This is a genomic window from Bradyrhizobium sp. SZCCHNR1051, assembly GCF_032489615.1.
Taxonomy (GTDB): Bacteria; Pseudomonadota; Alphaproteobacteria; order Rhizobiales; family Xanthobacteraceae; genus Bradyrhizobium.
In genome coordinates this window covers 21,889-43,584 of record NZ_JAUEYJ010000022.1, presented here as the reverse complement: position 1 = coordinate 43,584, position 21,696 = coordinate 21,889, and the positions used below count along the sequence as shown (strand labels likewise).

Annotated in this window: 21 protein-coding genes; 18 read left to right on the top strand and 3 right to left on the bottom strand. The window is 64.7% G+C overall.

What is annotated here, in order from left to right; genetic code table 11:
- Positions 1 to 31: 31 nt before the first annotated feature.
- Positions 32 to 1,561 (top strand): porin, encoded by a 1,530-nt coding sequence (locus tag QW868_RS25160; protein WP_315740265.1) that lies wholly within the window; start codon positions 32 to 34, stop codon positions 1,559 to 1,561.
- A 74-nt stretch (positions 1,562 to 1,635) separates the two neighbouring features.
- On the opposite strand, the gene QW868_RS25155 is transcribed toward QW868_RS25160, so the two are convergent.
- Positions 1,636 to 3,987: a lytic transglycosylase domain-containing protein gene (locus QW868_RS25155; protein ID WP_316231785.1), complete on the bottom strand. Its 2,352-nt coding sequence runs from the start codon at positions 3,985 to 3,987 to the stop codon at positions 1,636 to 1,638.
- A gap of 310 nt (positions 3,988 to 4,297) precedes the next feature.
- Between QW868_RS25155 and dapA the strand changes: the two genes are divergently transcribed.
- The 4 genes from dapA (at position 4,298) to QW868_RS25135 (ending at position 6,786) form a co-directional block, all read left to right on the top strand.
- A complete protein-coding gene (gene dapA / locus QW868_RS25150; RefSeq protein WP_315740263.1) occupies positions 4,298 to 5,188 on the top strand; it encodes a 4-hydroxy-tetrahydrodipicolinate synthase in 891 nt (296 codons plus the stop codon).
- 67 nt (positions 5,189 to 5,255) lie between these two features.
- Entirely contained in the window at positions 5,256 to 5,672 is a 417-nt protein-coding gene (gene mscL, locus QW868_RS25145) for a large conductance mechanosensitive channel protein MscL (RefSeq protein ID WP_315740262.1), read from the top strand.
- Positions 5,672 to 6,145 (top strand): SsrA-binding protein SmpB, encoded by a 474-nt coding sequence (gene smpB, locus QW868_RS25140; RefSeq protein ID WP_315711387.1) that lies wholly within the window; start codon positions 5,672 to 5,674, stop codon positions 6,143 to 6,145. The genes mscL and smpB overlap by 1 nt, the downstream gene beginning before the upstream one ends.
- A gap of 56 nt (positions 6,146 to 6,201) precedes the next feature.
- Complete coding sequence (locus tag QW868_RS25135; protein ID WP_315758601.1) at positions 6,202 to 6,786, top strand: peroxiredoxin; 585 nt, start codon at positions 6,202 to 6,204, stop codon at positions 6,784 to 6,786.
- Positions 6,787 to 6,803: 17 nt separating this feature from the next.
- On the opposite strand, the gene QW868_RS25130 is transcribed toward QW868_RS25135, so the two are convergent.
- Positions 6,804 to 7,490, bottom strand: coding sequence for a uracil-DNA glycosylase (locus tag QW868_RS25130; protein WP_315758600.1), 687 nt, complete (start codon positions 7,488 to 7,490; stop codon positions 6,804 to 6,806).
- The gene (locus QW868_RS25125; RefSeq protein WP_315740259.1) at positions 7,471 to 8,121 is read right to left on the bottom strand and encodes an NYN domain-containing protein; all 651 of its coding nucleotides are present in this window, start codon (positions 8,119 to 8,121) and stop codon (positions 7,471 to 7,473) included. The genes QW868_RS25130 and QW868_RS25125 overlap by 20 nt, the downstream gene beginning before the upstream one ends.
- Positions 8,122 to 8,468: 347 nt before the next feature.
- Between QW868_RS25125 and rpoZ the strand changes: the two genes are divergently transcribed.
- From rpoZ to QW868_RS25060, 13 genes are all read left to right on the top strand, one after another.
- On the top strand, positions 8,469 to 8,861 hold the full coding sequence (rpoZ, locus tag QW868_RS25120; RefSeq protein ID WP_006612728.1) for a DNA-directed RNA polymerase subunit omega: 393 nt from the start codon (positions 8,469 to 8,471) through the stop codon (positions 8,859 to 8,861).
- Between the two features lie 169 nt (positions 8,862 to 9,030).
- Positions 9,031 to 11,331, top strand: a complete 2,301-nt coding sequence (locus tag QW868_RS25115) for a bifunctional (p)ppGpp synthetase/guanosine-3',5'-bis(diphosphate) 3'-pyrophosphohydrolase (RefSeq protein ID WP_315758599.1) — start codon at positions 9,031 to 9,033, stop codon at positions 11,329 to 11,331.
- Positions 11,332 to 11,412: 81 nt separating this feature from the next.
- Positions 11,413 to 12,195, top strand: a complete 783-nt coding sequence (locus QW868_RS25110; protein ID WP_315740257.1) for a pyridoxine 5'-phosphate synthase — start codon at positions 11,413 to 11,415, stop codon at positions 12,193 to 12,195.
- Positions 12,192 to 12,611: a holo-ACP synthase gene (acpS, locus tag QW868_RS25105; RefSeq protein ID WP_315758597.1), complete on the top strand. Its 420-nt coding sequence runs from the start codon at positions 12,192 to 12,194 to the stop codon at positions 12,609 to 12,611. The genes QW868_RS25110 and acpS overlap by 4 nt, the downstream gene beginning before the upstream one ends.
- A gap of 285 nt (positions 12,612 to 12,896) precedes the next feature.
- Positions 12,897 to 13,658, top strand: a complete 762-nt coding sequence (gene lepB / locus QW868_RS25100; RefSeq protein ID WP_315740255.1) for a signal peptidase I — start codon at positions 12,897 to 12,899, stop codon at positions 13,656 to 13,658.
- A complete protein-coding gene (gene rnc, locus QW868_RS25095) occupies positions 13,655 to 14,722 on the top strand; it encodes a ribonuclease III (RefSeq protein ID WP_315740254.1) in 1,068 nt (355 codons plus the stop codon). The genes lepB and rnc overlap by 4 nt, the downstream gene beginning before the upstream one ends.
- Entirely contained in the window at positions 14,712 to 15,638 is a 927-nt protein-coding gene (gene era, locus QW868_RS25090; RefSeq protein WP_315758593.1) for a GTPase Era, read from the top strand. The genes rnc and era overlap by 11 nt, the downstream gene beginning before the upstream one ends.
- A gap of 2 nt (positions 15,639 to 15,640) precedes the next feature.
- Positions 15,641 to 16,021 carry a hypothetical protein gene (locus QW868_RS25085; protein ID WP_315740252.1) on the top strand — a complete coding sequence of 127 codons (381 nt, stop codon included), beginning with the start codon at positions 15,641 to 15,643 and terminating at the stop codon, positions 16,019 to 16,021.
- 245 nt (positions 16,022 to 16,266) lie between these two features.
- Entirely contained in the window at positions 16,267 to 17,007 is a 741-nt protein-coding gene (gene recO / locus QW868_RS25080; RefSeq protein ID WP_316231784.1) for a DNA repair protein RecO, read from the top strand.
- Positions 17,008 to 17,301: 294 nt separating this feature from the next.
- Positions 17,302 to 19,050 (top strand): phospholipase D-like domain-containing protein, encoded by a 1,749-nt coding sequence (locus QW868_RS25075; RefSeq protein ID WP_316231783.1) that lies wholly within the window; start codon positions 17,302 to 17,304, stop codon positions 19,048 to 19,050.
- 30 nt (positions 19,051 to 19,080) lie between these two features.
- The gene (locus QW868_RS25070; protein ID WP_316163297.1) at positions 19,081 to 20,127 is read left to right on the top strand and encodes a DUF2278 family protein; all 1,047 of its coding nucleotides are present in this window, start codon (positions 19,081 to 19,083) and stop codon (positions 20,125 to 20,127) included.
- 151 nt (positions 20,128 to 20,278) lie between these two features.
- Positions 20,279 to 21,265, top strand: a complete 987-nt coding sequence (locus tag QW868_RS25065) for a glutathione S-transferase family protein (protein ID WP_316231782.1) — start codon at positions 20,279 to 20,281, stop codon at positions 21,263 to 21,265.
- A 9-nt stretch (positions 21,266 to 21,274) separates the two neighbouring features.
- The gene (locus tag QW868_RS25060) at positions 21,275 to 21,685 is read left to right on the top strand and encodes an ACT domain-containing protein (protein ID WP_316231781.1); all 411 of its coding nucleotides are present in this window, start codon (positions 21,275 to 21,277) and stop codon (positions 21,683 to 21,685) included.
- The last annotated feature ends 11 nt before the right edge of the window (positions 21,686 to 21,696 follow it).

Below are 21,696 nucleotides of genomic sequence, written 5' to 3'. Positions count from 1 at the left end.
CCGGTCTGAACTGAGCAATTTGGAGGTTAGTATGAAGACTGTGAGGAGCCTTGTTCTGGGCTCAGGGGCGGCGTTGCTCGCCATGGGTGGGGCTCAGGCCGCCGACCTTCCGATCAAGGCCAAAGCGGTCGAGTATGTGAGGGTCTGTTCCATGTACGGAGCGGGATTCTTCTACATTCCGGGCACCGACACCTGCATCAAGCTGGGCGGCTTTCTGCGTGCCGAAGCAGGCTTCGGTACGAATACGATCTTCCAGAATGCCGTGAACGGCGTCGCCGGCGGGCGAAATCGTCTCAGCAACTACTACACGACGCGTTCGCGTGCCGACCTCAACATCGACACCCGCACCGCGACCGAATATGGCGTCGTGCGCACCTTCTTCGATGGTGTCTTCCAGTGGACCGGGGGCAGCTACGCGGGGACCGGCTCGCCCACGGGCGCGACTGCCTATTCGACGGCGGGCGCGCCTGGAGCCCAGGCCGACGGCAACATCGCGCAAGGCGGGCTCGGTGTCTTCTACGCCTTCATCCAGTTTGCCGGATTCACGATGGGCAAGGCCGTGTCGCAGTTTGACGCGCCCTGGGCCAACTATCCCGGCAACAATTTCGACGGTTTGACCGGCGGCGGCGGCACCATCACCGGCGTCAACCAGTTCACCTACACCGCCGACTTCGGCTCGGGCATTACGGCCGCGATCTCGGCCCAGGATGCGACGCAGTATTCGCAGTCGCAGATCTGGAATACGGCGGGACAGACGGCCGCCGGCGTGCTCACCGGCAGCTATGGCACGTCGAATTTCGGCGGCAACGTCGCGCCCGACATCGTCGGCATGGTGCGCGTCGATCAGGCCTGGGGTCTGTTCCAGGCGTCGTTCGCGGCGCATGACAATCACGCCGCCTTCTTCGGTGCCAACGAGACGACCGGCCACCCGGCCGACAAATGGGGCTATGCGGGTCAGCTCGCCCTGTCGATCAAGAACATCCCGACCGGCGCCGGCGACACCATCAATCTGCAGGGCGTCTACACCAACGGCGCCAGCCGCTACAATTTCCAGAGCCTCGCGCCGATCAACTACGCGATGTATGGCGGCAGCAACATGGCCGGCGCTTTCCAGAGCCTGGGCTTCGCGGGCGTGTCAGATTCGGTGTTCGGGGCGAATACGCAGCAGCAGTTGACCACCACCTACGGCTTCCGCGGGGCCTTCACCCACAACTGGGATCCGTTCTGGAATACGGCGGTCTACGGCTCCTGGAGCGGTGTCAGATACAACAACACCGCGAAGGGACTGATCTGCAACGGTGCAGGCATGGTCGCTCTCGGTATCACGCCTGCGAATTGCAACCCCGACTTCAACATTTCGACGGTGGGTGTGATCACGCGCTGGACGCCGGTCAAGAATCTGACCTTCTCTGCTGACGTCGCTTGGACCAGGCTGGACCAGAAGTTCACCGGCGTGGTGAACGCACCGGCGGTCGCGGCCGTTGCCAAGCCGGCCACGACCTACCAGTTGAAGGACCAGGACTCGGTCTCGCTGCTGGTGCGTGCCCAGCGCAACTGGTAAGTGCGGGCGAATGGCGAATAGGGAGTAGCGAATAGGCAGTTGACGACGGAGCGTAGCCCAGGCCTCGCTACTCGCTACTCCACCACAGCGCCGCGGCGCAGATCGGCCTCGATCTGCAGCCGCGAGCCGCCGCCGAAGCGGGCGCGATAGACCTGCAGGTTCTCCATCACCCGCTGCACGTAGTTGCGGGTCTCCGAGAAGGGGATCAGTTCGACCCAGTCGACGGCATCGACCTTGGGATCGCGCGGATCGCCATAGCGCTCGACCCATTTTCTGACGCTGCCGCGGCCGGCATTGTAGGCCGCGAAGGTCATGATGTACGAGCCGCGATAGTCCTCGAGCAGGCCGCCGAGCTCGGCGGCGCCGAGCTGCGCGTTGTAGACCGGGTCGGTCTTCATCCGGTTCAGATCGAAGCTGACGCCCGCGCGCTTGCAGACGTAGCGACCCGCATCCGGCGTGACCTGCATCAGCCCATAGGCCTGTGCCGGCGAGACCACGGCCTGATTGAAGGCGCTCTCCTGGCGCGCGATCGAGAAGACCACGCTCGGCTCGACCTCCGGTCCCAGCGAGCGGAACGCAGGAATGCCCGTGACCGGATAGGCGTAATGGTCGAACGGCAGCCCGCGATTGAGTGCGGCCTTGCCGACCAGCAGCATCGCTCGCGCATCGCTGTTTCGCGCGGCGATTTCCGCGAGTCCGACCAGCGCGTCGGGGTCGCCATTGTCGCCCATGTCAGCGAAGATCGGGATCGCGACCTCGCCCTCGTCGAGCTCGTAGAGCAGTTGCACCGCGCGCACCACCTCGAGCCGCTCGACGCCGCGTCCACGGCCGCTCGGCGCCGCATTGAGGCCGAGCTGCGGCAGGCCGAGCTTCGCGCGCGCCAGCTGTCCGTAATAGCTCGTGGACTGCTCGGCGGCCGACGTGTAGGCCGCGCGCGCCTCCTGCATGCGCCCCATCGCTTCTGCCGCGCGGCCCTGCCAATAGCCGGCCCGCGCCAGGGTGGTCGGATTGACGCTGCCGACGCCGATGCGCGCAAAGTGCTGGGCCGCGGTGGCCGGATCGTTGAGGAAACGCAGTGCGATCCAGCCGGCAGTGAATTCCTGCTCGGTCTTGTAGATGTCGCGGTTCGGCAGCGCCGCATCCCGCGCGATCAGATAGGCGCTGCGATATTCGCCGGTGTCGATCATCTTTCGCGCCAGCAGTCGGCGCTCGATCCACCATTCGTCCAGATTGTGCAGGCGGCCGGGATCCTTGGGCGCGTTCAGCATCAGCTGCGCCGCCTCGGCGAATTTTTCGTCGCGCCGCAGCAGTTGGATGCGGCTGAAGATATAGCCTGCATCGCCGTGGAGTTCGCGCGGCACGGCTTCGAGCAGGCTCTGGCTATTGGAGGCTTTGCGGTAGGTCGCGATTCGAGCTTTTGCCAGCGCCACGTGGCCCGAGCCCAGCCGCCGGGCAGCGCGCATGGCGGCCTCGTGCTCGCTGCCATACAGCAGCGTGTCCATCCGCGCCTTGTGATCGCCGCCGGACAACAGGGCACCGTACTGGTCCAGGATGTTGTTCTCGGTCTCCTCGGACATCGCGTCGTTGCGCCAGGCATCGCGCACCAGGCGCTCGGCATTGGCGCGGTCGCCGCGATTGAGCATCACCCGGGCCAGCGCGAACTTGCCCTTGGCCGACAGCGGCGATTCGTTCTCGAACCAGGACCACACCACGGCATCGTCGCGCTTGTCGTCCCACAACGCGGCCTCGAGCCGGCGCCGCAGGAAGGTCTGCGACGGCCAGGACGGGTTGGCGGCGATGAACGCGCGGTAGCGCTCCACGCTGGCATTGTTGTTGTCGCTGCGCAGGATCACCCACTCCGCGAGCTTGCGCGCCACGGGATCCGAGATCGCCTGCACGACCTCGGTGGCATCGCTGGGCTTGCGCTTGCGGACGAGCTCGATCACGTTTTCGAGCGCCTCCTTGTCGGATTGCGAGGTCGAGGACGTCGCGGCGATCGCAGCCGGCACCACGGGCTTGCGGGAGGCGGGCAGGGCGGCATGCTGGCGGGCCGGCAGGCTCGCAGCCGCCGCGCCGGGGGTGATGTCCTTCGGCGCCGCGCGCGCCGTCTCGCCGGCGCCTTTGGGGCTGCTCTTGACCTCGGCCTTCGCTTCGGCCCGCGCGTCGACCTCGCTCTTGGTCCCGGCGGCCTCGTGGGTGTTCGTCTTCGGAACCGCGCTGCGCGCGATCGGACGCGCCTTCGGCACCGGAACCTTGGCCGCGGCAGCCTTGGATCCCGAAACCTTGGACCCAGCAGCCTGGTCCTTGGCGAGAGCGCTATGTCCGGCGAGAGCCCATCCGAGTGTCAGGCCGGCGGCCAAGGACACCGAGAGTGAAACCGACAGGGCGGTCGATCGCAATGCAGTGGCGCGGGCAGAAAAGGGCACGGCGTTCCTTTTGCGGCGGATGACTTCGATCCCCTGACCAACATGGGTCTATCGAAAAGGTGAACAAATCCTAAATATACCGGGAAGGATTGCAACCTGCGCCAACACCGCGGCGAAATCACGACCGAAGGGCGGCGTGCGGGCCGTGGGGCTTCAGCGAAGGGTGATCGCGGGCCTCGGCAATGCGATTCGAGCGATCCGTGTGCCTGTTGAGAAGGCAGCCCAACCGCGGGCGGGCCTTCCGCCTCGTCGGCAGACCCGGTATGAAGTGGCTCGTACAGGGGCCAAGCGGCGTTTGGGAGGGAGTTTCATGGCAGCCAAGACGAATTTCCGGGGTTCTTTCACCGCCTTGGTCACTCCTTTCAAGAACGGCTCCGTGGACGAGGCCGCTTTTCGCAGCCTGGTGAACTGGCAGATCGACGAGGGCACCAACGGCCTCGTGCCGGTAGGCACGACCGGCGAGAGCCCGACGCTCAGCCATGACGAGCATAAGCAGGTGGTCGAGTGGTGCATCGCCGAGGCCCGGGGACGCGTGCCCGTCGTCGCCGGCGCCGGCTCCAATTCGACCAAGGAGGCGGTCGAGCTCGCCCAGCACGCCGAGAAGGCGGGGGCGGACGCAGTGCTGGTGGTGACGCCCTATTACAACAAGCCGACGCAGGAAGGCCTGTATCAGCACTTCAAGGCGATCAACGATGCGATCGGCATTCCGATCATCATCTACAATATTCCTCCGCGCTCGGTGATCGACATGTCCGTCGACACCATGAAGCGCCTGTTCGAGCTGAAGAACATCGCCGGCGTGAAGGATGCCACCGCGAGCATGGTGCGGGTGTCGCAGCAGCGCGCCGCGATGGGCGAGGAGTTCAACCAGCTCTCGGGCGAGGATGCGACGATCATCGGCTACATGGCGCATGGCGGCCATGGCTGCATCTCCGTCACGTCGAACGTTGCGCCGCGGCTGTGCTCGGAATTCCACCAGGCCTGGCAGAAGGGCGATGTCGCAACGGCGCTGAAGATCCACGATAAGCTGATGCCGCTGCATACCAATCTGTTCATCGAGTCCAACCCGGCGCCGGTGAAATACGCGCTGTCGCTGCTCGGCAAGATCGAGGAGAAGCTGCGGCTGCCGATGGTGCCGGTGTCGGAGCCGACCCGGGTCGCGGTGCGCGAGGCGATGGTTCATGCCGGATTGATCAACTAGGTTCCGAGGGAGCTCGGGATCGGCGAAGGTCGCGAGGATTTCTCGCAAGTCTGAGGGGGACGCGAGCATGTTGAAGGAATTCCGTGAATTCGCGATGAAGGGCAACGTCGTCGACCTCGCCGTCGGCGTCATCATCGGCGCGGCCTTCGGCGCCATCGTCACTTCGCTCGTTGCCGATGTGATCATGCCGATCATCGGCGCCATCACCGGCGGGCTCGATTTCTCGAACTACTTCATCCCGCTGTCCAAGACGGTCAATGCGGGCAACCTTGCGGACGCGAAGAAGCAGGGTGCCGTGCTGGCCTATGGACAGTTCCTGACCCTGACCCTGAACTTCTTCATCATCGCTTTCGTGCTGTTCATGATCATCCGTGTGATAAACAGGTTGAAGCGGAACGAAGCGGCAGCCCCCGCGGCGCCGGCGAAGCCCTCGGCCGAGGTCGAGCTGTTGACCGAGATCCGTGATCTCCTGAAAAAGTCCTGATGGCTGAAAAGAACGAACCCAAGATCACGGTCGCCGCCGAGAATCGCAAGGCGCGGTTCAACTACGCGATCGAGGACACCATCGAGGCCGGCATCGCGCTGACCGGCACCGAGGTGAAGTCGGTCCGCGGCGGCAAGTCGACGATCGCGGAATCCTATGCGGATTCGCGTAACGGCGAGATCTGGCTGATCAACGCCAACATTCCCGAATATCTGCAGGCCAACCGCTTCAATCACGAGCCGAAGCGGCCGCGCAAGCTGCTGCTGCATCGCAAGCAGATCAACAAGCTGATGGGTGCGGTCGAGCGCGAAGGCATGACGCTGATCCCGCTGAAGCTCTATTTCAACGAGCGCGGCCGCGCCAAGCTGCTGCTCGCCGTCGCCAAGGGCAAGAAGCTGCACGACAAGCGCGAGAGCGAGAAGAAGCGCGATTGGGGCCGCGAGAAGGGGCGGCTGCTGCGGGCGCGCGGCTAACGAGACCTTTGCCGTGCGCTCCTCGGCAGCACGCCCGAGCCTTGGGAAAGCATCCGATGAATCAGAAGAACCTCTTGGATGTCGACTGGAGCCGGATTCCGGCTCCGACCGACGACGGCGCAGCCGATCATCTGGTCGGGATGATCATTCCCGCGATCGGGCTGCGTGCCACCGACGACACGCTGGTCACGCTGTCGGATCTGCCGGGACGGACCGTGGTGTTTGCCTATCCGCGGACCGGCGAACCCGGCAAGGTGTCACTGGTCGAGGACTGGGACATGATCCCGGGCGCGCGCGGCTGCACGCCGCAGACCTGCAGCTTCCGCGACCTGTTCGGCGAGTTGAAATCAGCGGGCGCCGTGCATGTGTTCGGTCTGTCGACGCAGAGCAATGCCTATCAGACCGAGATGGCCTCGCGCCTGCACCTGCCGTTTCCGGTGCTGTCGGACGAGAAGCTCGAGCTGACCAATGCACTGCGGTTGCCGACGATGGAGATCGCCGGGCTGACCATGATCAAGCGGCTTGCCATGATCGTGGACGCCGCGCGCATCACCCACGTGTTCTACCCGGTGTTTCCGCCGGACAGGAACGCGGGCGACGTGCTGGCGTGGCTGAAGGACAACCGCGCATCTGGCGCGTGAGGGGGGGGCGTGCCGAACTAATCCAGCTCCGCCTTTACGCGCGCGAACACGGCGTGGAACATCTCGGTCGTGAGCACGCCGGTATTCGTGTTGTAGCGTGAGCAGTGATAGCTGTCGTACAGCCTGATCCTGCCGGCCTGGTGCACGGCGCCATGGGCGAAGGGCGCCGCGACCGCGCGCAAGCCCAGCAGCTTCAGCAGCGTGTCGTGGGAGATGCGGCCGAGCGCGACGATGCTGCGCAGCCGCGGCATCGCGGCGATGGTGGCGCCGAGGAAGCTCCGGCACTGGTTGATCTCGGCCGGCAGCGGCTTGTTCTGTGGCGGCACGCAGCGGACCGCGTTGCTGATTCGACAGTCCACCAGCGTCAGCCCGTCGTCGGGGCGGGCTTCGAACCGGCCTTTCGCAAATCCGTAGTGCAGCAGCGTCCCATAGAGCAGCTCGCCGGCGTAGTCGCCCGTGAAGGGACGCCCCGTCCGATTGGCGCCTTGCAGCCCCGGCGCGAGCCCGACGATCAGGAGCCGCGCATCGGGATCACCGAACGACGGCACCGGCGCGTTGAACCACGACGGCTCACGCGCGCGCTGCGCCTCGCGGAACTCCACGAGGCGAGGGCACAGCGGACAGTCTCGATCGGGATTGGTCGAGGACGGGGTGGATGGCGCAGACGTGGCGTCCGTCCGCCGCCTAGTCGTCGAAATCGTCATCGGTGGTGGGGGTGGTCGTGGTGGTGCGTGCGGCCGGTGCGGTCGTGCTGCGCTGGAGGAATTGCGGGGAATGGTGGCGCGGCTCGCGCGGGGCGGGGCGCTCCGACGGGTCGCGGCCGAGCTTGGACTGCAACTCCATGAGGTCGGTGAAGACGTCGGCCTGGCGGCGCAACTCATCGGCGATCATCGGCGGCTGGCTGGAGATGGTCGAGATCACGGTGACGCGAACGCCGCGACGCTGCATCGCTTCGACCAGCGAGCGGAAGTCGCCGTCGCCCGAGAACAGCACCATCTGGTCGATATGCTCGGCGAGTTCCATCGCATCCACGGCGAGCTCGATGTCCATGTTGCCCTTGACCTTGCGGCGGCCGCTGGCGTCGATGAATTCCTTGGTCGCCTTGGTGACGACCGTATAGCCGTTGTAGTCGAGCCAGTCGATCAAGGGCCGAATCGACGAATACTCCTGATCCTCGATGATCGCGGTGTAATAGAACGCGCGGAGCAGCGTGCCGCGGCTCTGAAATTCCTTGAGCAGGCGCTTGTAGTCGATGTCGAAGCCGAGCGTCTTGGCCGTGGCGTATAGGTTGGCGCCGTCAATGAAGAGCGCAATCTTGTTGGTCGAAGATGACATTCAGTGTCTCGCGTTCAGTTAGATTCTATTTTTGGCGCGACTCCAGTCGGTCGCGCATTCCATTTCAAGATACTGCCAAGGCGTCGGCGGTCCATCTGGTGTGAGGTTACCGCAAACGGGAGTGATCGGGGCAACAAAGGCGCACTTGTGACGACGTAATGAAGCGTTTTCTTGTCCAACGCCCGAATTCCGCGGGTCTGGACGGAGCGCCAGTCAAGGTTGCCGAATTCGGTACACCTTGCCCCTTACAGAAACCTGACGCCAGTTTAGCCTTGCGAAAACCGGCCAGCCTCTATAACTAGCCCAGCATAATCAGCATATTAAGCACACAAAGGACCGGAGCGACAATGGCGCGCGTCACTGTGGAAGATTGTATCGATAAAGTCGACAACCGGTTCGACTTGGTCCTTCTGGCCGCGCATCGCGCGCGCATGATCTCGTCGGGATCACAACTTACAATCGATAGAGATAATGACAAGAATCCCGTCGTCGCACTCCGCGAAATTGCGGATTCGACCATTTCTCCCGAGGATCTGAAGGAAGAACTGGTTCATTCGCTGCAGAAGTTCGTCGAGGTCGACGAGCCGGAGCCGGACACGGTGCCGCTGATCGGCTCGGCCGGTGCCAGCGTCGATGCCGACGACACCGAGGTCGCCGTCGAGCGCATGACCGAGGAAGAACTGCTGAAGGGCCTCGAGGGCCTCGCTCCGCCGGAAGAGCAGCCCGAAGAGGACGAGTGACGGCCTCGTCGCCGTCAGCGCGCGCTCCAGTTCACTTGTGAGATTGTGAAGGCCCGGACCGCGTCCGGGCCTTTGCATTTGAACGTGATTCCGTGATTACCATAGGGCTGCGGCCAGCGCCTGCCGTTCGGCAGATTTGGTCACGAAGATAAAGGTTTAGTCATTTTCCATGGTGGTTTCGGGCCACATTCCTCAGCAGATGCAGGCGGCGGCCGAATCGGCCGCGTTGGCGCCTCCGCCGCCGGCTGAGCGGCCGCGGCCGCAGAAGCCGCGCTCCCGCATGATGCGGCAGTACGATCTGGTGGAACGGGTCCGCTCCTACAATCCGGATACGAACGAGGATCTCCTCAACCGCGCCTATGTGTACGCCATGAAGGCGCATGGGTCGCAGACCCGCGCGTCCGGCGACCCGTATTTTACGCATCCGCTCGAGGTCGCGGCCATTTTGACCGACCTGAAGCTGGATGACGCGACCATCGTCGCGGCGCTGCTGCACGACACGATCGAGGACACCGAGGCGACCCGCGCCGAGATCGACCGCTTCTTCGGGCCCGAGATCGGCGCCCTGGTCGAGGGACTGACCAAGCTGAAGCGGCTCGAATTGGTCTCGCGCGAGGCCAAGCAGGCCGAGAACCTGCGCAAGCTGCTGCTCGCCATCGCCGACGACGTGCGTGTCCTGCTGGTCAAGCTCGCGGATCGCTTGCACAACATGCGCACGCTGGAGTTCGTGCCCGAGGCGTCGCGGCGGCGCATCGCCGAGGAGACGCTCGACATCTACGCGCCGCTGGCGGGCCGGATGGGCATGCAGGAGATGCGCGAGGAACTCGAGGATCTCTCGTTCCGGACGCTCGACCCGCAGGCCTACAGCGTGGTGATGCAGCGGCTCGATGCGCTGGCGGAGCGCAACCGCAACCTGATCGGCGAAATCGAGAGCCAGCTGGCGCGCAAGTTTCGCGACCATGGCCTGACGGCCCGGGTGTTTGGCCGCCGCAAACGGCCGTTCTCGATCTGGACCAAGATGGAGCGCAAATCGATCGGGTTCGAGCAGCTCTCCGACATCTTCGGCTTCCGCGTGATCATGCCGGATCTCGAATCCTGCTATCGTGCGCTCGGTATCGTGCATACGACCTGGCCGGTCGTGCCGGGCCGTTTCAAGGACTACATCTCGACGCCGAAGCAGAACGACTATCGCTCGATACACACAACCGTGATCGGCCCGGGCAAGCAGCGCGTCGAGCTGCAGATCCGCACCGAGGACATGGATCAGATCGCCGAGCTCGGCATCGCCGCCCATGCCTTCTACAAGGACGACATCGGCTCGCCGACCGAACGGCTCAAACGCGAATCGAACGCATTCGCGTGGCTGCGCCACACCATCGGCATCCTCTCGGAGAGCGCAAATCCGGAGGAGTTCCTCGAGCACACCAAGCTGGAGCTGTTTCACGATCAGGTGTTCTGCTTCACGCCGAAGGGAAAGCTGATCGCGCTGCCGCGCCACGCAAACGTGATCGACTTCGCCTATGCCGTGCATACCGACGTCGGCAACAGCGCGGTCGGTTGCAAGATCAACGGCAAGTTCGCCGCGCTGTCGTCGGAGCTGCAGAACGGCGACGAGGTCGAGGTGCTGACCTCGGACGCGCAGTCGGCGCCGCCCTCGGCCTGGGAGACGCTCGCCGTCACCGGCAAGGCCCGCGCGGCGATCCGGCGCGCCACCCGCACCGCCGTGCGCGATCAATATGCCGGGCTCGGCCGCCGCATCGTCGAGCGTCTGTTCGAGCGCACCAAGCTCGAATATGCCGACGACAAGCTGAAAGGGGCGTTGCCGCGCCTGGCCCGCGCCTCGATCGACGACGTGATGGCGGCGGTCGGACGTGGCGAGATCAAGGCCTCCGACGTCGCGCGTGCGATGTATCCGGACTACAAGGAAGAGCGCGTCGTGCGCTACGGCGCCAAGAAGACGGCCGCCGCGCCGGCAGCCAAGGCTGCTGCGCCTGCGGCCGAGCCCCACCGCGGCCCGTTTGCGATCCCGATCAGCGGGCTCAATTCCGGCCTGCCGGTGAAGTTCGCGCCGAACGGTGGCGCCGTGCCGGGCGACCGCATCGTCGGCATCGTGACGCCGGGCGAGGGGATCACGATCTATCCGATCCAGTCGCCGGCGCTGAAGGATTTCGAGGAGGAGCCGGAGCGCTGGCTCGACGTGCGCTGGGATGTCGACGAGACCTCCCCGCAGCGCTTCCCGGCGCGCATTCGCGTCGAGAACGTCAACGAGCCCGGCAGCCTCGCCCAGGTCGCGACCGTGATCGCCGAGCACGACGGCAACATCGACAACATCAGCATGAGCCGCCGCTCGCCTGATTTCACCGAACTCACGATCGATCTCGAGGTCTATGACCTCAAGCATCTCTCGGCGATCATCAACCAGTTGCGCGCCAAGACCATCGTGGCGCGGGTCGACCGGGTGAATGGCTAATCTGCGGGGATGGCAGCGGCGTTCTGCTCCGGGATGCGCTAAACAAGCCGTAGTCTACTCGAAAGTCCTGCGAGCCGGCCCATGTCCGATCCGTCTAAGTCACATCCTCCGAAGCTGCGCCTCGGCGTCAACGTCGATCACATCGCCACCTTGCGAAATGCCCGCGGCGGCCGTAGCCCCGATCCGGTGCGCGCCGCGCTGCTCGCGATCGAGGCCGGGGCCGACGGCATCACGGCGCATCTGCGCGAGGACCGCCGGCACATCCGCGACGACGACATGGCGCGGCTGAAGGCCGAGATCTCCAAGCCGCTGAATTTCGAGATGGCGGCCACCGAGGAGATGGTGCGGATCGCGCTCGCGACGCGGCCGCACGCCTGCTGTCTGGTGCCGGAGCGGCGCGAGGAGCTGACCACGGAGGGCGGCCTCGACGTGGTCGGCCAGCACAAGGCGCTGGCACCGGCGATCGCCCGGCTGAGCGATGCCGGCATCCGGGTCTCGCTGTTCATCGCCGCCGACCCGGCGCAGATCGAGATGGCGGCCCGGTTGCGCGCGCCCGTGATCGAGATCCACACCGGCGGCTGGTGCGATGCCATCACCGACGGCCATGATGACAAGGCGGCTGCCGAGTGGGAGCGGATCGTGACCGGCGCCCGGCTGGCCTATGCGGCCGGGCTCGAGGTCCATGCCGGACACGGGCTCGACTATGCCACCGCCGAGCGGATCGCGACCCTGCCGGAGATCGTCGAGCTCAACATCGGCTACTTCATGATGGGCGAGGCGCTGTTCGTGGGTTTGCCCCAGTCGGTGCGGACCATGCGCGCGGCGATGGATCGCGGCCGCGCGCGGCTGGGGACATCAGCATGATCATCGGCATCGGCTCCGACCTGATCGACATCCGCCGGGTCGGCGAGGTCATCGGGCGCCATGGCGAGCGCTTCCTGAACCGCATCTTCACCGCGGCCGAGCGCGCCAAGGCCGAGCGGCGGGCCAAGAACGAGAAGATGGTGATCGCCACCTACGCCAAGCGATTCGCCGCCAAGGAGGCCTGCGCCAAGGCGCTCGGCACCGGAATCCGTCACGGGGTGTGGTGGCGTGACATGGGGGTGGTGAACCTGCCCGGGGGCAGGCCGACCATGCAGCTTACGGGTGGCGCGGCCGAACGGCTCAAGGCGCTGACGCCTGAGGGCCACGAGGCCCGCATCGACCTGTCGATCACCGACGACTGGCCGCTGGCGCAAGCCTTCGTCATAATTTCGGCGGTGCGCCGCGAGACATCCTGATGGGCGGCCGCCCCGCAGGAAAAACAAAAATGCGATCGATTCCAGCGAGTTATATAGTTTTGATACGGCGATTGATTGCGCGGCCCCGCGCAGTCGTCTAAAACCCGCCGGATTGAACCGGCTGCATCACGGGCGGATTCTGGGTCAAACCGGAGTTGGCCTTAACCACCAGAATCAGGACAGACTCCCTTAAGCCGCGGAACGGTATGGTGTTCGCGGGCGGAGGGGTGTTCGGCAACGGCTGGCGAATCGTCGGACCATTCGCCAAGGGACATTGAAAGAGCGATGAGCGTGACCTCCGGAACCAAGACTGAGAGCGGCCTCGGTGAAACCGTTCGCGTCGTCGTTCATGCGCTACTGATTGCGCTGGTGATCCGCACCTTCCTGTTCCAGCCGTTCAACATCCCCTCCGGATCGATGAAGGCGACCCTGCTGGTCGGCGACTATCTGTTCGTATCGAAATATTCGTACGGCTATAGCCACTACTCGATTCCGCTGTCGCCGCCGCTGTTCTCGGGCCGCATGTTCGGCTCGGAGCCGAGCCGCGGCGACATCGTCGTGTTTCGTCTGCCCAAGGACGACACCACCGACTACATCAAGCGCGTGATCGGCCTGCCTGGCGACCGCATCCAGGTGCGCGAAGGGCTGCTCTACGTCAACGACAAGCCGGTGCAGCGCGAGCGGCTCTCCGATTTCATCGGCGAGGATCCCTGCGGGCAGCCCGACTCGACCGCGCGCGTCAAGCGCTGGAAGGAGACCCTGCCGAACGGCGTCAGCTACGAGACGCTCGACTGCGTCGACAACGGCTATGTCGACAACACCGCGGTGTATACCGTGCCGGCCGGCAACTTCTTCATGATGGGCGACAACCGCGACAACTCGACCGACAGCCGCTTCCTCAGCCAGGTCGGCTACGTGCCGTTCGAGAACATCGTCGGCCGCGCGCAGCTGATCTTCTTTTCCATTGCCGAAGGCGAGCATGCCTGGGCGTTCTGGCGCTGGCCGGTATCGGTGCGCTGGAATCGAATCTTCAAATTCGTCCGATGATCGACGACTCACCCGAAATCCAGACGACGCAGGCTGCCGCATCGAGCCCGCAACCCGGCACGGGTGCGATGGAGGCGACGCCCAAGGCCGCGTCGCGGCCGAAGTCTGAGATCAAGCCTGAGCAGAAGAGCGAGCCCAAGACCGAGTCGAAGACCGATTCCAAGACCGATCCGAAGCCGAGCTTCAAGGCGGATACGAAGACCGTCGAGTCCGAATCGGCGATCGCGAGCCCGGACGCGGCGGACACGGCCCTGCTCGTTGCCGAGACCGATCCCGACGGCAAGCCGCGCAGCAAGGCGAAGGGCAGTCGCCGCACCAAGAGCGCGGGAACCGGCGCGGCCAAGGGCGCCAAGGCCGCGGACAAGGCCGCCAATGCCGCGATCGAGGCGCGCATCGGTCATCACTTCGCCGATCCGTCACTGCTCAGCACCGCCTTCACCCACGTCTCGGCGCTGAAGTCGTCCAAGAAGCGTGGCGACAGCTATCAGCGGCTCGAATTCCTCGGCGACCACGTGCTCGGCCTGATCGTGTCCGACATGCTGTATCGCTCGTTTCCGAGCGCGGACGAGGGCGAATTGTCGAAGCGGCTGGCCGATCTCGTGCGCAAGGAGAGCTGCGCCGACGTCGCCAAGTCGCTCGGCCTGCTCGACGACATCAAGCTCGGCGCGGTCGGCGCCGGCGCCGGGGCGCGGTTGCGCAAGTCGGTGCTGGGCGACGTCTGCGAGGCGGTGATCGGCGCGATCTTCCTCGACGGTGGCTACGCGGCCGCCGCGGGATTCGTCGAGCGCAACTGGACCGAGCGCATGCACAAGCCGCGGCGCCCGCTGCGCGATCCGAAGACGGTGCTGCAGGAATGGGCCCAGGGCAAGGGCCTGCCGACCCCGGTGTACCGGGAGGTCGAGCGCACCGGCCCGCATCACGATCCGCAGTTCCGCGTCGCCGTCGACCTGCCGGGCCTGGAGCCCGCTGAAGGCGTCGGTGGCTCCAAGCGGGCGGCAGAAAAGGTGGCGGCATCGGTCATGATCGAGCGCGAAGGCGTCAGCGGCGGCAGCAATGACGGCTGAACAGCAATCAGTGCCGGCTGTCCAGACCCGCTGCGGTTTCGTTGCGCTGATCGGCGCGCCCAACGTCGGCAAATCGACGCTCGTCAACGCGCTGGTCGGCTCCAAGGTCACGATCGTCTCGCGCAAGGTGCAGACGACGCGAGCGCTGATCCGCGGCATCGTCATCGAAGGCGCGTCTCAGATCATTCTGGTCGACACCCCCGGAATTTTCGCGCCGAAGCGCAGGCTGGACCGCGCCATGGTCACGACGGCCTGGAGCGGGGCGCATGATGCCGATGTCGTCTGCGTGCTGCTCGATGCCAAGAAGGGCATCGACGACGAGGCGCAGTCCATCATCGACAAGGCGGCCGCGGTCGCGCACGAGAAGATCCTGGTGGTCAACAAGGTCGACCTGGTGCCGCGCGAGAAGCTGCTGGCGCTGGTCGCGGCTGCCAACGAGAAGCTGTCCTTCGCGCGCACCTTCATGATCTCGGCGATCTCGGGCGACGGAGTCGACGATCTCAGGCGGGCCTTGGCGGAGATGGTGCCTCCCGGTCCGTTCCACTATCCCGAGGACCAGATGTCGGACGCGCCGATGCGGCACCTCGCGGCCGAGATCACCCGCGAGAAGATCTATTCGCATCTGCATCAGGAGCTGCCGTATCAGTCCACCGTCGAGACCGACAGCTGGACCGAGCGCAAGGACGGTTCGATCCGGATCGAGCAGACGATCTTCGTGGAGCGGGACAGCCAGCGCAAGATCGTGCTCGGCAAGGGCGGCGCGACGATCAAGTCGATCGGCGCGCAGTCGCGCAAGGAAATCTCAGAGATCACCGGTGTGCCGGTGCACCTGTTCCTGTTCGTGAAGGTCCGCGAGAACTGGGGCGACGATCCCGACCGCTACCGGGAAATGGGGCTCGAGTTCCCCAGGGAATGACAATGAGCGTGCCGCGCAACGTGTTGTGGTTCGAAGTGCTGCTCTACATCTCGCTGATGCTGGATGCGTTGTCTGTTGCCGTCTCGGATCGGACGCCGACCTTCGACATGACCGAGGACATGATCACCGCGCAGACCGTGCTCAACGGGGTGGTCATCCTGCTGCTGTTCTATTTCGTCTATCTGGCGGCGCAGCGCCGCAAGAACTGGCCGCGCTGGGTGCTGCTGGCGGCGCTGGTGCTGTCCGACATCTCCCTGGTGCAGGTGATTGGTCAGAAGGGCATGACGCTCGATGCCGGCATCGAGGTCATCTCCTGCGCGCTGACGACGATGGGATTGTACTACTCGTTCACGGGCGATGCGCGCGGCTGGTTCAACGCGTGATGGATGGAATGCAGAATGCAGAGTCGGCAAAGCGCAGCGTGCCCACCCTGCGTTTGGCGCATAACGATCATTCCGTCATTGCGAGCGCAGCGAAGCAATCCAGGGCTGCGCGTGAAACTCTGGATTGCTTCGCTGCGCTCGCAATGACGGTGTTTGTGGCGGCAGCACGCGCGAGCAACGTTGGGGCTTGATCGTCGACTGGCGCTCACGGCTTGGCGTCTGCGAGTGGTGGAGAACCCACACCGATGGAATGGACCGACGATGGCATCGTGCTGGGCGTGCGGCGGCACGGCGAATCCTCGGCCGTCGTCGAGTTGCTGACCCGCGAGCATGGCCGGCATCTCGGTCTCGTGCGCGGGGCGAGCGGCAAGCGCATGCGGCCGGTGCTGCAGCCGGGCAACACGGTGCGCGCGATCTGGCGCGCGCGGCTCGACGAGCATCTCGGCATGTACGCCATCGACGCGCTGACCTTGCGGGCGGCGGGGCTGATCTCCGCGCAACACGGCGCCTACGGCGTGACGCATCTTGCTTCGCTGGCCCGGCTGTTGCCGGAGCGCGATCCGCACGAGGACATGTATCTGCGGCTCGAACATGCGCTCGATGATTTCGAGGATGCGGGCGGCGCCGCCGTCCACATCGTACGCTTCGAGCTGGCGATCCTCGCCGAACTCGGCTTCGGGCTCGATCTCGACTCCTGCGCTGCGACCGGTGAGATCTCGGACCTGATCTACGTATCCCCGAAGTCGGGCGGCGCGGTGTCGCGCACGGCCGGCGCGCCATGGGCCGACCGGCTGCTGCCGTTGCCGCCCTTCCTGCGCGAGAGCGACCAGGGCCATGGCTGGTCGCAGCAGGATCTGCTCGACGGTTTCCGGCTGACCGGCCTGTTCCTGCTGCGTCACGTGTTGGAGCCGCGCGGGCAGGGGCATTCCGACGCCCGCGAGGGCTTCATCAACGCCGTGACGCGGGCTAGGCCCGCCCCGCGATAGGGCTCGGTTTTCGACGCTCGTCGTCATGTGCCCTCGCGCTTGTTCGCCAACGTCGAGACTGACGACACACGCGCCGGCATCACAGCAAAGCTGATCCGGATACCGTCTCCGACTGTGACGTCATTCACATCCGCCTTCACATGACCGACGTAGGATCATGCAACAATCCTGGTTGATGACCAGTTTCAAATCATTTTGAGGTTGCGTCGTCCGCGGCTCATGGCGAAGATTGTAGCCCTTCGGCGAGATGCGTTTCGTGCGCGCCTTTTTTCATCACCGTGGGGCATTTCGATCATGAGCGATTTCGAGAACAGCAAATCCAGCAACGGGTTCACGTCCAAGCTGTGGCGTGGAGAGCGCATGACGATGATCGGCTTCGACGTCGCCGAGCCCGAACCCGATCTGGTCGGATTCTCGATCGAGGTGAAGTCGCCGGGCGCGCGGGATTTTTCCCAGTTGCGCAACAGGATCGCGTTTTCCTATCCGGCCGGGGCCGGCGCGGAGGTCGACGGCAACCGGAATTTCCCGTCGACCGAGGCGCCGTTCCAGAAATTCCGCTGGATCCATTTTCCTTACCGGCCCAAGGACGGAGTCTATACGTATCGCGTCGCCAAGCAGCACATGCGCAACGACGGCACGCTCGTGGCAGGGACCAGCCTCTCGCTCGACATCACGCAGAGCGCCGTGACCTATGATGGCCTCATCGACATCGGTTTCACCCGCAACTTCGCCTCGTCTCAGGCCTATCGCGATCAGTTCGGCAACAATGCCGAGATCATCCCCGTCGAGAGCCGCGACGGGCCGAGCTTCGAGAAGCTCGACCTCGCCAACGAGGCCGGCGACAGCGTCTACGAGTGGCTGGGGTTCGAGGCCTACGACCTCCTGTTCGGCTTCTTGAAAGAGGCCCTGGCGGATCCCGGGCTCACGCTCGACGTGATGGCCTATGACCTCAATGAGCCCGACGTGATCGGCCTGCTGGAGCAGTTCGGCCCGCGGCTGCGCGCGATCATCGACGACTCCAACGCCAAGGATAACAGCCACAAGCTGCCCGGCAGCGCGGAATCGCGCAGCGCCAAGCGCTTCAAGCAGGCGGGTGCTGCCGTGCTGCGCACGCACTTCAGCAATCTCCAGCACAACAAGGTCCTGATCTCGCGCCGCAACGGCAGGCCCGAGAAGGTGCTGTGCGGCTCGACCAATTTCACCTTCCGCGGCCTCTATATTCAGGCCAACAATATGCTGGTCTTTCATTCGCAGGGCGTCGCCGGGCTGTTCGGCGAGATGTTCGACATCGCCTTCGAGGACCCTTCGGCCTTCCGGACGAATGATTTCTCCAAGAAGTGGCACGCCGTCCACACCGAGGGAAAGCCGACCGTACAGCTCTGCTTCTCACCGCATCAGGCCACTGATCTCTCGCTCAATCCGATCCGGGCCGCGATCGATCAGGCCACCTCGTCGGTGTTCTACTCGGTCGCATTTCTGAGCCAGCTCGGTGACGGTCCGACCAAGGAGGCGTTCGACCGCGTGATGGAGCGGCCGATCTTCAGCTACGGTACCGTCGACAAGCGCGGCGCGCTGGAGCTGCGCAAGCCCGACGGCTCGATCGGTCTCGTCGATTTCGCCTACCTAGCGAGCAAGGCGCCGGAGCCGTTCCGCAGCGAATGGTCCGGCGGCAAGGGCCGCAACATCCATCACAAGTTCCTGGTGACCGATTTCAGCCTGCCGACCGCGAAAGTGTTCACCGGATCGAGCAACTTCTCGCCGAGCGGCGAGAAGGGCAACGGCGACCATCTCATCATGATCGAGGACCGAAAGATCGCCACGTCCTATGCGATCGAGGCCACCCGCGTATTCGATCACCTGCAGTTTCGCAACCGGATGCGCGACGCGTTCCACGGCAAGTCCGAGCGGCAGCGCGCTGCATCCGCGCCTGCCGCGATCACGCTGCGCAAGCCGACCGCATTGTCCGGCAAGCCGGCCTGGTTCGAGCGCTTCTATGTCGAGGGGTCGCAGGCCGAACGCGATCGATTGCTGTTCTCGTCCTAGATATCGTTACGGACAGAGTTGGAGACGACCATGCCATTGAACGACTATTCGCTTCTCAAGGGTCGGCCTATCAACAATCGTCTGGCGACGGGAAGCAGTCCGCACTATCAGGTGCAGGTCTCCGCCGATGGTGAGCTCTATCGCATCGCCATCAATGTCCGCTCCCAGGATGGCAGCGAGGTCGAATTCCTGGTCCGCTCGCGCTTCGAACATCCGATCGTCGATGGCCTGAAGGCGTTTTCGGAAGGGCTGCATCCGCTGGAGAGCAAGCCCGGCGGCGTGGCGCTCGATTTCATCCGGGGCAATCTGATGCAGCCATGGGAGCTGAAGCCGCTGCCGCTGTCGGCCGCGGGCCCCGACAACGATCTCAACGAGAAGATCGACGCCTACGTTCAGCGCGCCATGTCGGACGAGACGGCTCTCATCTACGCCTTCGGCGTCGCATGGGGACCGGAGGACAAGGCCGACCGCTATTTCGGCTTCAAGCCAGGCCGCGGCATCCACGACATCCATTTCAACCAGGGCAATCCGCCCGGCAAATACGCCAAGGACAACGGTCCCTGGCAGGATGGCGGACTGCTCTTCGAGTTTCCCGACCAGCAGCAATGGGTCGCCGTCTTCCTGAAATTCCAGACCCAGGCCTGGCATTCGGACGATGCCAGCGGAGGGGTCATCCTTCCGCCCGATCCCGATCACCCGAACGCGCCGCATACGCCTCCCGACCGTGACCACATTCCGCCGCTCGACGTGCCCGATGGGCTGGTGCGGATCATCGCGGCCTATGTCAACGACGTGCGCACGCCGGAGCACGAGACGGTCACGCTGCTGAACACCGCCGATGTCGACGTCGATCTCACCGGCTGGCAGATCAAGGACAGGCAGAAGAACGCCATGCAACTGAGCGGCACGATCGCGCGCGGCGCCACCTTGGTGGTGCCCATCGTTGCGCCGGTCGCGCTGTCGAACCGCGGCGGAATCATCACCCTGTTGAATGCCGCGGGCGTGAAGGTGCACGGCGTCTCCTATACGCGGGAACAGGCGGCGCAGCCGGGCCGCACCATCCCGTTCCAGTCGTGACCGCGTGTTTCGGCGGAGCCGTGCCTTGAAGCGCGGGCTCTCCGCTGGCGCAGCGGCGGAGTGATGTGTACTCCTGTCATGCGAGGGGCCAAGGCAAAAGGGCGGCACATTGCGGCCCTCCGCCCAGGCCACGGTGTGGGAGGAGAGCGTCATGGGAGTCCTGGTCGACGGCCAATGGCACGACGTCTGGTACGACACGGCGGCGTCCGGCGGCCGTTTCATCCGCAAGGATTCGGCGTTCCGTAGCTTCGTCACGGCTGACGGCCGTCCGGGCCCATCCGGCACCGGCGGCTTCGAGGCCGAAGCGGGCCGCTATCATCTCTATGTGAGCCTGGCCTGCCCGTGGGCTCACCGCACCCTGATCATGCGCGCGCTGAAGGGGCTCGATGACATGATTTCGGTATCGGTCGTGCACTGGCTGATGCGCGAGCAGGGCTGGACGTTTGCCGAGGGGCCGGGCGTCGTGGCCGACAGCGTCAATCACGCCGGCCTTCTGCATCAGGTCTACACCGCCGCGGAATCGCATTATTCCGGCCGCGTCACCGTGCCCGTGCTCTGGGACAAGCAAAACCGCACCATCGTCAACAACGAGTCATCAGAGATCATCCGCATGCTGAACTCGGCGTTCGACGGCGTCGGCGCCAAGCAAGGTGACTATTATCCGCAAGCCCAGCGCGATGAGATCGACGCCATCAATGCGCGCGTCTACGATACGCTGAACAACGGCGTCTACAAATGCGGCTTCGCGACCACGCAATCCGCCTATGAGGAGGCGATCGGGCCGCTGTTCGCCACGCTCGACTGGCTGGAGGAGCGGCTGTCGACCCGCCGCTTCCTGCTCGGCGACACCATGACCGAGGCCGACATCCGGCTGTTCACGACCCTGATCCGCTTCGATTCCGTCTATGTCGGCCACTTCAAGTGCAACATCCGCCGCATCGCCGACTATCAGCATCTTTCAGCCTACACGCGCGATTTTTACCAATGGCCGGGGATTGCCGCGACAGTGAATTTTGAGCACATCAAGCGGCACTACTACGAGAGCCATCGCACCATCAACCCGACCGGCATCGTCCCGGTCGGGCCGCTGCAGGATTTCACCGTGCCGCATGGTCGCGAGCGCCTCGCGGCGAACTGACGAGGATCCATGGCGGGCGAACCCAACCTCGATACGCTGCTGCGCACGATGGCTCCCGAGCTGCAGGACGGCGTATTCGTGTTCTGCACTGTCGATACGCATCACGACATCCCGGTCGAGCTGACGCCGTTGATGCTGTTTCGAGAGCGCGAAGGGATCACGCTGATCGTCCGGCGCGAGGACGCCGAGCAGGTCGGGCTGCCGTATCAGTTCGTCGCGCGCCTGATCACGCTGTCGGTGCTATCAGCGCTCGATGCGGTCGGCTTCCTCGCCGCGGTCACGACCTGCCTCGCAGGGGCGGGCATCAGCGTCAACGCGGTCTCGGCCTTTCATCATGATCACCTGTTCGTCCCGGAAGCGCAGGGAGAGCAGGCGATACGGCTTCTGCAGGAGCTGTCCCGCAGCGCGGCCAGCAGATGATTGCGCAAGGC